Source organism: Paenibacillus albiflavus (assembly GCF_004344915.1).
GTDB lineage: Bacteria > Bacillota > Bacilli > Paenibacillales > NBRC-103111 > Paenibacillus_AM > Paenibacillus_AM albiflavus.
Genome location: NZ_SKFG01000008.1, coordinates 103,763 through 118,393, shown reverse-complemented (window position 1 = coordinate 118,393; position 14,631 = coordinate 103,763). Strand labels below are relative to the sequence as shown.

Genomic DNA, 14,631 nt, shown 5'->3' with positions numbered 1-14,631 from the left:
GTTTGTGTTATTATAGGATATGTTTATTACAGTTGGTAGATGGTTTGGTTGCTAGAGGAAAGAGGAGACGAAGGGAATGTCTAAGAAAGTCTGGTTATTAGTTGGCAGTATGTTTATTAGTGTACTTGGTGGTTCGGTTTTATGGCCACTTAATTCGATCTATATCCATCAGCATTTGGGCAAGACATTAGCGATGGCGGGACTTGTCCTAACGCTTAATTCTTTGGCAGGGGTAGTCGGCAGTATGCTAGGCGGTTATTTATTCGACCGTATCGGCAGTTACAAGGCCATTGTTCTGGGGCTGACCTTCTCATTTGCAGCTTCACTAACACTTGCATTTAACCATGGGTGGGAAGCATATGTGATCTGTCTTATCTTGATGGGATTTGGAACGGGTGTTCTAATGCCTTGTATCTTTGCTTTGGCTGCACTTGTCTCACCTAATAGTGAAAGCAAAACGTATGCCGCAATCTATATCGCACAGAATGCAGGTGTGGCAGTTGGCTCTGCAATAGGCGGATTACTTGCATCTTATTCATTTAATTATATTTTTATCGGGAATGCCGCTATTTATGGCTGCTTTGCACTTATCGTGGTCAGTACTTTCTATTCCATGCCGAATTCTGTGCAGGGCAAGAAAGGAAGAGTGGGGGAAGTGCGAGAGAAGTCTAATTTTCTCACTCCTTCTCTCAAAGCGCTATTCATGCTGTGCGGTGCTTATATCCTCTGTTGGTTCGGTTATACGCAGTGGCAAGCAACGATATCGGTTCACATGCAGAATCTTCATATCGATTTAAAATTGTACAGTCTGCTTTGGACGATTAATGGTGTTCTTATCGTATTTGGACAACCTTTTGTAACGACATTTGTCCCTAGAATATTGAAGTCTATTAAACAGCAAATGATAGTAGGAACTGGCTTGTTTGCCGCATCCTTCGGCATTCTACTCGTTGCGGATCAGTTTCGAGTGTTCGTAGCTGCGATGATCATTATCACGATCGGTGAAATGCTGGTCTGGCCTTCCGTGCTTAATGTAACGAATCAGCTCGCTCCGAGTCATAAGAAGGGATTCTATCAAGGAATTACGAATAGTGCTGCTGCAGTAGGCAGAATGATCGGTCCGTTCCTAGGCGGCATGCTAGTCGACGCTTATTCGATGAACGCACTGTTTAGTTTAATTATCGGATTATTTATCGTCGCCGGACTTTTGATTAGCGTATATGATCGAAGCATGAAAAAGCAGGTACAAGTAAATTAATTAAATCATTAAAATTTTATTGCTGAACGATTAATAGTTATGATTAAATAGATGTATACGGAATTTTCAAAAAAATATATATTTCGGAACACTCCTCCTGTTGTACAGTTGTACAGGTAGAGTGTTCTTCGTTTTCCGTGATCTTGTGATGTCGATGAAATCAGAACGGAGGAACAAAGTGAAATATCTATTCAAGCTGTTATCCCCTTATAAGAAAGCAGCCAGTATTGCCCTTTTATTCATGCTGGCTGAACTATTCGTTGAATTGTTCCAGCCTCTTCTTATGTCTCGGATTATTAATGATGGGATCGAGCGAATGGACCTGCAGTCTACTATGATACTTGGCGGATTCATGGTCTTGCTTGCTTTTGTCGGATTTGCATGCGGGATTATTAATTCCTTCTATGCGGCTCGTGTGAGCCAAGGGTATGGATTTGATCTTAGAAAACAATTATTCCAAAAAATTCAATCGTTCTCGTTTGCGAATTTTAATCAGTTTCCGACGGCCACTTTGATCACGCGAGTCACTAGCGATGTCAATTTGCTGCAGCAGTTTGTCTTTATGGGTCTGCGGATTATGATGCGTGCTCCACTCATGATGATTGGCGGATTAATAATGGCTTTCATCATTGATGTGAAGTTAGCGCTTATTCTGGGTGTTGTTATACCTTTTCTGCTTGTTTTCCTCGTATGGGCTATGACAAGAGCGTACAAGCTGTTCAGATCTGTCCAAAGTCGACTGGATCACACCAATGGTGTTCTTCGAGAGAACTTGCTTGGCATCAGGCTTATCAAAGCATTTGTTAGCTTTCGTCAAGAGATTAGAAGGTTCACACAATCGAATGAACAATTAATGGAGCGAACGATTGCTGCACTTCGAATTATTGAATTAACGGTTCCGTTGCTCCTGTTAGCGATGAATTTATGTATTTTGTTCATTCTCTGGACGGGTCAATTGGAAGTCATCAGTGGTGGGTCTAATGTCGGTGATGTGGTAGCAGTCGTGAATTATACGACTCGAATAACAGGTGCGTTCTCGGCGATCTCAATGGTCATTATGAATATTTCACGTGCTAAAGCATCTGTTAATCGGGTTTCGGAAGTGCTGGAGGAGAAGGTAGATATTTATGATACGGAGGAATCAAATGCGAATTTGCAAATAACGTCAGGTCATATTGCATTCAATCAAGTGGATTTCAGATATTCAGCGAATACGCTTCCTATTCTCGAATCGATTTCGTTCACAGTAAATCCAGGACAGACGGTTGCGATCATGGGAGCTACTGGCTCGGGCAAATCCTCCTTATTCCAGCTCATTCCTAGATTGTACGACGTCAGTAGTGGAAGTGTTCAGATCGATAATACAGATGTTCGAAAAATGAAGCTTGATGTGCTGCGGAAGCAGATCGGTTTCGTTCCTCAAGATCCTACGCTATTCACAGGAACAGTCAGAGAGAACATCATGTGGGGCAAAGAGGATGCAACATTGGAGGAAGTGATCGAGGCAGCGCGTCATGCTCAGCTTCATGATACGATTATGAAGCTTCCGCTTCAATATGAGACAGTCGTCGGGCAGAAGGGTGTTAACTTATCGGGGGGACAGAAGCAGCGTATGTCCATCGCGAGAGCGCTGATTCGTAAACCTGCGATTCTGCTCCTTGACGATAGTACCAGTGCGCTTGACTTGCAGACCGAAGCGAAATTATTAGCTGCCATTGCGACATACGCTTGTACGACATTGATTATTACGCAGAAAATCAGCACGGCTATGCATGCGGATATGGTTCTTTTACTAGATAATGGACAATTAATTGCACAAGGCAATCATGAACAGCTGCTGGAAGGTTCAGAGCTGTATAAGCAAATTGTTAGTTCGCAGTTCGGCAAGGAGGGTGTACCGCATGTCTAAGGAAACGAAGAAGAAGCCTAGGGCGAAGGATATGCGCAAGACTTTGCTTCGAATATGGCGTTATTTATCTGGATTTAAAGGTCTATTAACTTTAATCTTCTTGATGGTGTTTATCAGTGTTGTGTTTGGATTGCTAGGGCCTTATCTGGTAGGAAGAGCGATAGATGATTATATCAGAACCAAAGAAAGTGAAGGGCTATTAACACTAATCGTTGTATTATTGGTGGTTTACGTTATTTATGCTCTTTCGTCATGGCTGCAGAACTATTGGATGATTGGGGTCGCCCAGAAGGCGGTATATGAGATGCGGAGCGATCTATTCAGTAAGCTGCATAAGCTGCCCATTGCTTACTACAACAAACGTCAGCATGGCGAGATTATGAGCAGACTGACGAATGATATTGATAATGTCAGCTCGACGCTGAACTCCTCTTTTATCCAACTATCATCTAGTTTGTTAACGTTTGTCGGTATGCTTAGTTTAATGCTGTGGCTAAGCCCGATTCTAACATTAGCCACATTAATTATCGTCCCACTGATGTTCGTCGGTATGCGATGGATTACGAAGCGAACAGGGAAGTATTTTAAGGAACAACAGAAGAACTTAGGCGACTTGAATGGATTTATCGAAGAGACCTTCTCAGGACAGAAGATCGTCAAAACGTTCTCGCAAGAACAGCGGGTTATCGAACAATTCATCGTCAAAAGCGAGCGCCTGAAAGCTTCTGGCTACTGGGCGCAAACGTATACGGGCTTCATTCCGAAGCTAATGAACCTGTTAAACAATTTCAGCTTTGCGGTAATTGCTGGGGTAGGTGGCGTTCTCGCCATTAATCAGCTTGTAACGATAGGCGTCATTGTTACTTTTTCTGAATATGCAAGGCAGTTTACCAGACCGCTTAATGACCTTGCGAATCAGTTCAATACATTCCTATCTGCGATTGCTGGTGCAGAGCGTGTATTTGAGGTGCTGGATGAGGCAGAGGAAGAGCAGGATGAAGGACAAGCGATTGAGCTAACCAATGTACGTGGAGAAATTGAATTTGATCATGTGTGGTTTGGCTATGAGAAAGGCAACAATGTCCTCTCCGATATCCAGTTTCATGTTGAGCCAGGTCAGACTGTTGCGTTAGTGGGACCGACTGGGGCAGGGAAATCAACGATTATTCAGCTGATCTCTCGATTCTATGATTATGACCAAGGCAAGCTGTTTATAGATGGCTATCATATCAAGGATATTAAGCGTCAGAGTCTACGTCATTTTATGGGTTTCGTCCTGCAAGACACCTTCTTATTCCATGGCACGATCAGGGAGAATATCAGGTACGGTAAGTTGGATGCAACCGATGAAGAAGTGGAACGGGCAGCGATGCTCGCAAATGCGCATATGTTCATTATGAAGCTGCCGAAGCAATACGATACGATACTAGATCATGATGGCAACGGGATTAGTCAAGGACAGAAGCAGCTACTATCGATTGCGCGAGCGATCCTGCTTGATCCAGCTATTCTAATTCTTGATGAGGCGACGAGCAGTATCGATACGATTACAGAGATCAAGATTCAAGAAGCGCTATATCGACTAATGGCAGGCAGAACGAATATCGTGATTGCACATCGCTTGAATACCGTACTGAATGCTGATATTATTCTTGTGCTTGATGATGGACATATTATTGAACAAGGGACACATGATTCCTTACTGCAGCAACGAGGATTCTATTATGGGCTGTATAATAGTCAATTCAGTCAGTAGAATATAAGAAGAAGCTATCCTTAGCAGTTATCTGCTTTGGATAGCTTCTCTTATTGATGTCCTTAATTGCTGCTTAATGAGCTTTTGCGCTTCAGTTCAACTCGAATCACCTGCAAGATGATGAAGATGATGACAGCAAGCTGTGGAATTAAGGTTTCCCAGGTTGGATAAATACCTAGCAAGCTGATGGATGGGAGGATGCCCGTATTGTGTGCGGGTACATGGCCTGCGACTTGCAAGGCATGAATGCTCTCTCCAAGAAACTTAATGACTAGATAGTAAATAAAGATCGTTGCAGCAAGGAAGAATGGTCGTATAGGAATACGTACGCTGCCGATGACAACGATGAATCCTAATATAATCAGTAGGATAAGAGCTATGCCAACGCCAAGAATAAAATCTGATATTTTCATCGAAGGTAGCATTCCGATATAGAAAATAATCGTTTCTGCACCTTCACGGAGAATGGAAATACCCGCAATAATAAATAAGTACCATAGCTTGCCACTAGCTAATGCAGAGCCGATCTGTCCCTGTATATATTGGTTCCAATTGCTCGTATTCGCTTTGCTGTGCAACCAGACACCGACAGTCAGCATCAGTGCGACGGATACGAGTCCTGCAATACCTTCAATCAATTCGCGAGTGCTGCCAGCCGTTACGCTCTTGATCGCGTAGATGAGCAGGAATGCTAAGCCTATACTTGCTACAAGACCCGTGAGTGCTCCACTCCAAATCCATTTTTGCTTGGATGAGTTACCTGTGCGATGAAGGAACGCAAGTAGTGTAGCTACAACGAGTAGCGCTTCGACACCCTCGCGTAATAGCACTAGCCCTGCATCCCAAGCCGTATAGCTTGTGGCATCACTGTAGGGCTCTAGCCCCTGCTTCATGGCTGCAATGACGCTGCTCGCTTTGTCTGTCTTGGGAGGTGAGGATACAAGATAGCTTGCTGCTTCTGCCATTTGGTTCTCGATTTTTGTGTAAGTGCTGGCAGAACGCGTGGATATTTGTCCTTCAACCGATGGCCAGAGACTAATGAACGATTGCATACGATCGCTTGCTTCCGAGATTTGCCCGGATGCGATGCTGCTTTCAGCTTGATCCAAAATATCAATCAAATCACGAATGGATGTGCTGCCAGTGGAGGAAGAGTCCTGAGCGATTTGACCATTTACATAATCATGTATAGCTAGCGTTAATTCTGTTAATGTTTTAGAGGCATTTTCCGCCATAGGTGGTTCAGCTTGGAGCGAGATCCGTGCTAAGCTTGATTTCGTCTCTATAAGGCCGTAGGCTTTGGCGTTATCGCTACGAATGATCGATTCCAGCTTGCCCCAATCTTTCACGAACTGCTTATATTTGCTGCGGGCATCTGTCCAGTTGCTCTTGGTAACATCCGCTTGAATTTTCTCGATCAATGGGATGAACGTAGCAGCAGCTTCTGCGCCTGATAGCTTAGCTTCTTCAGGTTGCTGAGCTTTAACCCACTCATTCATAACTTTGGCAAGTGCAGATATGGCAGTTGAGGCTGCTTCTGGATCTTGATCTGCCTTGTCTATCGCTTGCTTAGCGTTAGATAGGGCAGTATCAATATCTGGACTAGATGCTAGAGAGCTTAATTTAGCCCACTCCGCTTCAAGCTGCTCCAGCTCGGCACGAACCCCTGCCCAGTTTTTCTGTCCAGCTTCTACTAAAGCTCCGCCTACAATGGGAAGCAGCTGCTTCTCAGCATCTTGAAGTGGGGTTGCTCTTACGATTCCTTGGAAGGGCAGGAGAAGAATCAGGGATAAGACAAGTATGCGCATGATGAAATGATAACGTTGGTGATTAACTAACATTGGTTTTACTCCTCACATGGAAATTCCGTCTCTTAGAACAACCCTTCTCCAATATAACCACCTTGCTTGGCACCGGCGAAGCAAGCGAAAATCGCACTTCCATTATGGGAAATGTATTCATTCAGCTTATCGCTTTGAGCAAGACGCTTTTGCATAGGTATGAATTGCTTGCGTGGGTCGCGTTGATAGCATATAAAGAGCAGCCCTGCATCCAGTTGTCCAGTTTTATGATCAACACCACTCGAGTAGGAGTAACCTCGACGGAGAATTTCTTCGCTGCCATCACCGTGGCTTAATCGAACATGAGATCGATCAGGAATGATTGATTTGCCTGAACTATCTTTTTGATCAAGTGGGAGCTTATCGAATTCATTCACAGCACCAAGTGGGGCGCCACTGTCTCGATATCTACCGAAGGTAGCTTCTTGCTCACTGAGGATAGTACGATCCCATACCTCAATACGCATGCGAATCCGTCTAACTACAAGGTAGCTCCCATTCGTTATCCAAGGTGCGCCATCCGATGATTGTGCCCATACAGTTTGATTCATTTTATTCGCATCTTTGGTATCAGGATTAACTGTACCATCCTTGAATCCGAGCAGATTACGTGGGGTCTCATCTTTCGTGCGAGCAGATTTACCTGCACGCTGGAATCCCTCTTGGGTCCAGCGAAGAACAGCAGTACCTCTGGCTAATCTGGTGAGGTTGCGAATCGCGTGGAAGGCAACTTGCATATCATCAGCACATACCTGCACGCAGATATCACCGCCAGACCATTCTGGACGCAGATTATCCCCTGCAAAAGGAGGAATATCAGCGAGAGCTGCTGGTCGCTTGGAAGCTAAGCCAAATCGATGATCGAAGAAAGTAGGACCTACCCCAAATGTAATTGTTGTTCGCGATGGGCTAAGTCCTGCTGCTTCTCCTGTATCAGTAGGAGGAATGTTCGGATTCGTATTCTCCGTTCCGACGAATTCTCCCGTACTCATTCTTGCTGATTCTAAAGTCCATTTCTGGAACAGCTCTTTGACTGCGGAGAGCTTTGTTGTTGTTAGGTCAAAGGCAGCCAAGCATATGTAATCCTGTGCAGGTGTAATGATGCCTGCTTGATGCGTACCGTAGAAAGGTACGATCTCTTCGTCTGATGGAGCTGTAGCGGATTTGCTGGAAGATGGGCTTAATTTGCCAGTAGCCGCAAGTACTCCGCCTACTCCTGCTGACCCGATGAGTACGCCAATAGCGCCAACACCTGCCATTTTAAGGACATCTCTGCGAGTTACCAATACCGTTTCTTGTTTGTCTTGATCACTTGGTTCTTGCATGATCTATCCCTCCACAATTTTGCCTATGTTAGATAGAGGTTCAGCGAGCGCATCGAGCTCCTGACTTAATTTTTTGGTTTGTTCAGGCGTTAGATCCGTGTACAGGACGTAACCATCGCCTTTTTTATAAGGAGCTAGTGCTTCCGTTAAGCTCTTGAATTGAGTCTCAATTTTAGTTGCTAGAGATGGATCCTTTTGATCGATAGCAGGCTTGAGAAGCTCAAAAATTTTATTAGCGCCCTCTACGTTAGCGGCAAAATCATATAAATCGGTATGGGAGTAGCGCTCTTCCTCACCTGTCACTTTGGAGGAGGAGACTTCGTTAAGCAATTCTACAGCTCCAGTAACAAGTAGAGTGGAATCGATTTCAACTGTCTCCACTTTAGCTCGGAGCAGCTTGGCATCTGCAAGCAGCTGATCAGCGAATGTTTCTTGATCTTTGGTTGTTTTATCAACCCATAAAGCTTTCTCTAGTCGGTGGAATCCACGCCATTCATCATCGCTAACGTCACCTTCGCGAGCATCAATATTCGGGTCTAAGTCCCCTAAAGCTTCTGCAATAGGCTCGATTCTCTCGTAGAACATACGTGAAGGGGCGTAAAGTTCTTTGGCTTTCTCGATATCGCCTGACTTAATGGCATTAACGAATTCAGTTGTGGATTTTATAAATAAATCGCATTGCTCGATGGCAAACTTACGATATTGCTCGGTTGCAGCTGTAATCAGACTGTTATCTGCTGCTGGTGCTATTGTTGCTTGAGGAGTTGGTGTTGCGGAAATTGAAGCAGCTGGCTTAGCAGAATCGGTTCCGCATCCAGACAATAATACAGCGGAGCAAATAACGGTTGTAGTTATTGATTTAAGAAATTTCATTAAACGGCACTCTCCCAAATGAATATGATAATCATTATCAATCATAGATGCTAACACAATTGCTTTAATTTTACAACAATAAAGTATCTTAATTTAATACCATAGAATGGAGCTGTCGTAATTGCTTTGATAGCTCGTTGTGGGTGGTTATAGTAATATAGGAATAATAATTTGATAAAAGGAAGAAGTCGCAATGAATCATACAACTGAACCGAATAACTACCTCTATATCTATACATGTCATGAAGAAGAAAGAGCTTTATGTGAGCTGGAGCTACGCACATTATTTGGTCAATCGCCAATTAATCATTATGTTATAAGTGATTTGAAGCTTGATCCGAGCCGTAGTCCATTTATTAAAATGAGGGTTGCACTTCAATATAAGGCAGCTAGTATCGAGCAACTTGTGGAGCAGGCTAATCGGATCGATCTGAAGGGTAGTACATTTAAAGTTATTTATGTAGAAACTGATCTGAAGGTGGATTATAACGAACAGCGTGCGCTTGAGAAGAAAGTAGGGTATCAGATCAAAGGTAAAGCTGAGATGCGAACGCCGGAGAGATTGTTTGGTATTGCCCAAATTGGGGGGCAGTGGGTGCTAGGTGATTGTTTGCTAAGTGAACCCAAGTGGCTGTTCCATAATGAAAAACCACAGCATTATTCGACTGCGCTTAGCACACGTGTTGCAAGAGCTGTTGCGAATATTGCGGTGCCTGATCCGAATGGAGTCAAGGCCATTGATCCTTGCTGCGGAATCGGAACCGTGCTTATCGAGGCATTATCGATGGGAATTGATATTGTAGGCTATGACATCAATCCATTGGCAGTACGCGGCGCACGAATGAATCTGAATCATTTTCAAATGCCGAATGTCGTCTCGATTGGTGATGTACGAACGTTAATCGGCGACTATGATGCTGCAATTATCGACATGCCCTATAATTTGTGCTCGGTGATCTCAGCAGAGGAGCAGCTTGATATGCTCAAAGGTGTACGAAAACTAGCGAGTAAAGCAGTTGTCGTTACAACGGAGACCATCGATAACGTTATCAGCGAAGCGGGTTTCAGCATTCAAGATCGATGCCATGTAAGCAAAGGCAGATTTACGCGTCAAATTCTCGTTTGCAGTTGAATTGTCGAAAAATTTAACAGGAAACCCAGATTTTATCTCGAATAGTATATTGTAGAGGTACAATAAAAGGAGGGGTACGTGTTGATCCAATCCGAGGTTCTCATACAAGTAACCGATCAATATGGTGCACGTAATTATCATCCACTGCCTATCGTTATTGTGAGAGCAGAGGGGGTCTGGGTTGAAGACCCAGAGGGTCGCAAATACATGGATATGCTAAGTGCATATTCCGCATTAAATCATGGTCATCGCCATCCGAAAGTGGTTCAGGCACTCAAGGATCAGGCAGACAAGGTGACACTCACATCACGTGCATACTATAATGAGCAATTAGGCATTTTTAGTGAAAAATTAGCCAAGTACACAGGCAAGTCCATGATTTTGACCATGAATACAGGGGCGGAAGCTGTTGAAACGGCACTAAAGGCTGTTCGTCGCTGGGCTTATACGTACAAGAATGTGCCGGAGCATGAAGCTGAAATTATTGTTTGCAGCGGTAATTTTCATGGACGTACGATTACGATCACTTCATTTTCCTCAGAAGAAGCTTATAAGACAGGCTTTGGACCATTTACACCGGGCTTTCGAATTATCCCATACGGAGATTTGAAAGCGCTTAAACAAGCAATTACTCCGAATACGGCTGCGTTTCTGGTAGAGCCGATCCAAGGAGAAGCGGGAATTATTATTCCACCAGCGGAATATTTGCAGGAAGCTTATGCGATTTGCAAAGAACAGCAGGTACTATTTGTAGCAGATGAGATTCAAACAGGCTTTGGACGTACAGGTGAGCGTTTCGCATGTGATTATGATCAGGTTGTACCCGATGTTTATATTCTTGGGAAGGCGCTTGGCGGCGGTGTCATGCCGATCTCAGCCGTAGCTGCGGATGAAGAAGTGCTTGGCGTGTTCAATCCTGGCTCGCATGGCTCGACATTTGGCGGTAACCCACTGGCTTGTGCGGTTGCAATCGCAGCGCTTGATGTGCTGGATGAGGAAGAGCTTGTGAAGCGTTCGGCTGAGCTTGGACAGTATTTTATCGAACAGTTAAGACAGATTGATAATCCTCATATTCGTGAAATCCGAGGACGTGGTTTATTCATTGGAATCGAGTTGGATACACAGGCCAGACCTTATTGTGAAGCACTCAAGGATGTAGGTCTTCTATGTAAAGAAACGCATGATACAACGATTAGGCTAGCACCGCCTTTGATCATAACGCGAGAAGAAATCGATTGGGCGTTGGAACGGCTTCGTAACGTACTTACGGTATAAGAAGAAATTGAATCAGAGTCAGTTTACATTTGAGGGGATTGGGTGTCATGACGAACAATATTGCTTTATCGCTCGTTAGTGTCAAGTCTGGGGTAGGTGCAGGCAGATTAGGAGCAGAGCTAGGTCCTGATAATATTATTCAGGCAGGTCTTATCCGTCGATTGAATCAGCTAGGATACACGAATATTGATGATCTGCAAGTATCCAGTTCACTTCAGCAAGCAGCTAGTCAGGGTACTTCCAAAGCAAAGAATCGTGAGGGAGTAATTGATGTATGCAGACAGTTAAGTGAACAAGTCGATGAGTCTATTACCAAAGGAAATTTTCCACTAATACTTGGTGGTGATCATAGTATTGCAATGGGATCTATCGCAGGTCTCACGAAGCATTATAAGAATCTAGGCGTTATTTGGTTCGATGCACATACTGACATAAATACAGAGGAATCAAGTCCGACAGGAAATATGCATGGCATGCCATTAGCGGTTGCATTAGGGAGGGCCGAGCTGAAAATCGCCGATATTAACAAGGATGCGTGTGAGCTTAAGCCCGAGAATATTGTGATCATTGGAGCGCGTGATCTTGATCAGGCAGAGAAGGAGATTATTCGCTCACTGGGCATCACTTGTTTTACAATGCATGAGATCGATCGTATGGGGATGGGCAAGGTCATGGAAGAGGCACTGCGAATCGTTCAGAATGGAACAGATGGCGTGCATTTAAGCTTCGATCTTGATAGTGTTGATCCGCAGGAAGCACCAGGTACAGGTACACCGGTTCCAGGTGGAGTCAGCTATAGAGAGGCGCATTTTGCGCTGGAGCTTATGTATGAATCAGGGCTGATTACTTCAGCAGAGTTCGTTGAAGTGAATCCGACGCTTGATATTAACAATAAAACGACCAGGCTTACCATTGAGCTGATTTCGTCCTTGCTAGGTAAGCGGATCTTGTAATGTGGACTACCAAAAGTTGCCGCATCGCGCTCGGCAGCAAGTTTGGAGGGCGCTGGTAGAGTGCAATCGGTAATTAATTTCCGAATAACGGAAACGAATTACCGAACAAGCACCAAAAGTTGCCGCATCGCATACGGCGTCAGGGTTGGAGCGGCTGCCAGGGTGCAGACGGTAAATAATTTCCGAATAACGGAAACGAATTACCGAAAAAGCACCCAAAGTTGCCGCATCGTGCTCGGCAGCAGAGTGGGAGCGGCTGCCAGGGTGCAGACGGTAAATTATTTCCGAATAACGGAAACGAATGACCGAAAAAGCACCCGAAGTTGCCGCATCGCTCTCGGCAGCATGGTTGGAGGGTGCTGCCAGGGTGCAGATGGTAAATAATTTCCGAAGAGCCTCCTTAGAAGGAAGGCTCTTTTTTATTGTGAAAATTCACAATATACTCAATTTTATGAAAGTCGTTTTCTCCTATATTTTGATATGATGAATAAGGAAGCAATGCAAATTAAAGGGATCAGGTACTGCTAAGTTCTGCTTTCAAATTCGTTTGTAGGAGATGAGGATTTGACTAAAGTAGCAATTGTTACTGGTGCAGCAAGCGGAATTGGCAGAGCAACGGCTCTCAAACTGGCATCACAAGGCTTAAAAGTAGTCGTTGTCGATTATAACGAGAAGGATGGACAGGAGACACTTGATCTTGTAACTGCACAAGGTGGGGAAGGTATATTTGTTAAGGCAGATGTATCACTAAGCGAAGATGTACAGAACTATGTGAATCAAGCTAAAGAAACGTATGGCAGAATCGATGTGTTCGTCAACAACGCTGGAATTTTACCGAACTTTACCCTGCTTTCCGAATACGAAGATAGCATGTTCGACCGTGTGATTGCCGTGAATTTACGTGGTGCATTCCTTGGAATGAAGTATGTGCTAAAAGTAATGATGGAACAGAAGTCAGGGAGTATTATCAATACTTCTTCAGCAGCAGGTATCCATAGTCAGCCTTATCTAAGCATTTATGCGGCAAGTAAGCATGGATTAGTAGGACTGACCAAAACAGCAGCAGTAGAGTACGGCCCAATGGGTATTCGGATCAATGCTATTTGCCCTGGCGGTGTTAAGACTGGAATGACAGCAGATCTAGGCGAAGCTACTTCACCATCCTTGGGACCATCTGGACGCATGGCAATGCCAGAGGAAATGGCTGAAGTTATTGCGTTCCTCGCATCAGATGCAGCATCCTATGTCAATGGAGCCATCATGCCAGTCGATGGTGGAATGACAGTTTAATATATAGCAAGACCTAACCCAAGCACCAATCATTGACTCTTAGCGGTCGATGGTTGGTGTTTTTATGATGCCCAAATAATTAACCTTACAAATCACATCTGGAATGAATAAATTAGCTTGAAATCATATATGATTTAGTTTATTATCAAATTATGAAAACTACAAAAACGAGTGTTAATAAGAAACAATTGGCTTATGACTATATTCGCTCACAGATTGTGAACGAGGTTTTTGGACCAGGGTATCGGATCGTCATTGATCAAATTGCGAAAGAACTTAAACTCAGTATAATTCCAGTAAGGGAGGCAATTCGTCAGCTTGAAGCAGATGGTTTAATTCAGTATAAGCCTTATAGCGGTGCTATTGTGAGCAAGATTAACGAAGAAGAGTATTTAGAAACTTTAGCCGTATTAGCCGTACTGGAAGGCTATGCAACCTCACTCAGCTCCAAATTAATGGACGCTGACAGCATTAAGCAGCTAGAAGAAATCAATCAAAGCATGAGCGATGCTTTATATGATTTTGAGTTTGAGGAATTCGGGGAATTGAACCGCAAGTTTCATGCCGTCATCATTGAATATTGTGGGAATGAATATTTGAAGGAACAAATTCGCCAAACTTGGGAACGACTTAATCGCGTACGTAAATCGGGCTTCACATTTATGCCTAAACGCGCGAGAGATTCGATCAAAGAGCATGCCCAAATCATTGATATGATCAAGACGCAAGCTTCAGATGAACAATTTGTAAGACAGCATAAATTAAACACTGTCAAAGCGTTTAAAGATCGCAAGGAAATGGATATCAGCATGGAAGAAACGAATACTACACGCTAATTAACTTAATATGGTGTATCTCAGGGGGTGCAGTTGCTGCATCTCTTTTTATATGGTTTTTATAAAAATAATATATTATATATTTATTTTAAATGTAATATTTTTAATAAAACAATCTTGTAATCATATATGATTTGATTTAAAATGAAAACGTACTACATATAATTAACTGGAGGTCTTTAG

The 14,631-nt window shown here is 43.7% G+C and carries 12 protein-coding genes; 9 read left to right on the top strand and 3 right to left on the bottom strand.

Features of this window, described 5'->3' with window-relative positions:
* Positions 1–76 precede the first annotated feature (76 nt).
* The 3 genes from E0485_RS09825 (at position 77) to E0485_RS09815 (ending at position 4,923) form a co-directional block, all read left to right on the top strand.
* Positions 77–1,258, top strand: a complete 1,182-nt coding sequence (locus E0485_RS09825; RefSeq protein ID WP_132417855.1) for an MDR family MFS transporter — start codon at positions 77–79, stop codon at positions 1,256–1,258.
* A gap of 178 nt (positions 1,259–1,436) precedes the next feature.
* On the top strand, positions 1,437–3,167 hold the full coding sequence (locus tag E0485_RS09820) for an ABC transporter ATP-binding protein (RefSeq protein WP_235857516.1): 1,731 nt from the start codon (positions 1,437–1,439) through the stop codon (positions 3,165–3,167).
* Positions 3,160–4,923, top strand: a complete 1,764-nt coding sequence (locus tag E0485_RS09815; protein ID WP_132417854.1) for an ABC transporter ATP-binding protein — start codon at positions 3,160–3,162, stop codon at positions 4,921–4,923. The genes E0485_RS09820 and E0485_RS09815 overlap by 8 nt, the downstream gene beginning before the upstream one ends.
* 62 nt (positions 4,924–4,985) lie before the next feature.
* On the opposite strand, the gene E0485_RS09810 is transcribed toward E0485_RS09815, so the two are convergent.
* Genes E0485_RS09810 through efeO form a run of 3 tightly spaced genes read right to left on the bottom strand, consistent with a single transcriptional unit; the run spans position 4,986 to position 8,962 of the window.
* Positions 4,986–6,764: an FTR1 family iron permease gene (locus E0485_RS09810; RefSeq protein ID WP_132417853.1), complete on the bottom strand. Its 1,779-nt coding sequence runs from the start codon at positions 6,762–6,764 to the stop codon at positions 4,986–4,988.
* Between the two features lie 32 nt (positions 6,765–6,796).
* Positions 6,797–8,089 (bottom strand): iron uptake transporter deferrochelatase/peroxidase subunit, encoded by a 1,293-nt coding sequence (gene efeB, locus E0485_RS09805; RefSeq protein ID WP_132417852.1) that lies wholly within the window; start codon positions 8,087–8,089, stop codon positions 6,797–6,799.
* 3 nt (positions 8,090–8,092) lie between these two features.
* Positions 8,093–8,962, bottom strand: coding sequence for an iron uptake system protein EfeO (gene efeO / locus E0485_RS09800; protein WP_132417851.1), 870 nt, complete (start codon positions 8,960–8,962; stop codon positions 8,093–8,095).
* Between the two features lie 193 nt (positions 8,963–9,155).
* Here efeO and E0485_RS09795 point away from each other — a divergent pair, with 193 nt between their 5' ends.
* The 6 genes from E0485_RS09795 (at position 9,156) to E0485_RS09770 (ending at position 14,448) form a co-directional block, all read left to right on the top strand.
* Complete coding sequence (locus E0485_RS09795; RefSeq protein ID WP_132417850.1) at positions 9,156–10,094, top strand: TRM11 family SAM-dependent methyltransferase; 939 nt, start codon at positions 9,156–9,158, stop codon at positions 10,092–10,094.
* A gap of 81 nt (positions 10,095–10,175) precedes the next feature.
* Positions 10,176–11,369: an ornithine--oxo-acid transaminase gene (locus tag E0485_RS09790; RefSeq protein ID WP_132417849.1), complete on the top strand. Its 1,194-nt coding sequence runs from the start codon at positions 10,176–10,178 to the stop codon at positions 11,367–11,369.
* Between the two features lie 47 nt (positions 11,370–11,416).
* Positions 11,417–12,322, top strand: coding sequence for an arginase (gene rocF / locus E0485_RS09785; RefSeq protein ID WP_132417848.1), 906 nt, complete (start codon positions 11,417–11,419; stop codon positions 12,320–12,322).
* Positions 12,323–12,382: 60 nt separating this feature from the next.
* Positions 12,383–12,706: a hypothetical protein gene (locus tag E0485_RS09780; RefSeq protein WP_132417847.1), complete on the top strand. Its 324-nt coding sequence runs from the start codon at positions 12,383–12,385 to the stop codon at positions 12,704–12,706.
* Positions 12,707–12,886: 180 nt separating this feature from the next.
* Positions 12,887–13,612: an SDR family NAD(P)-dependent oxidoreductase gene (locus E0485_RS09775; protein ID WP_132417846.1), complete on the top strand. Its 726-nt coding sequence runs from the start codon at positions 12,887–12,889 to the stop codon at positions 13,610–13,612.
* Between the two features lie 152 nt (positions 13,613–13,764).
* Positions 13,765–14,448 (top strand): GntR family transcriptional regulator, encoded by a 684-nt coding sequence (locus tag E0485_RS09770; protein ID WP_132417845.1) that lies wholly within the window; start codon positions 13,765–13,767, stop codon positions 14,446–14,448.
* Positions 14,449–14,631 lie beyond the last annotated feature (183 nt).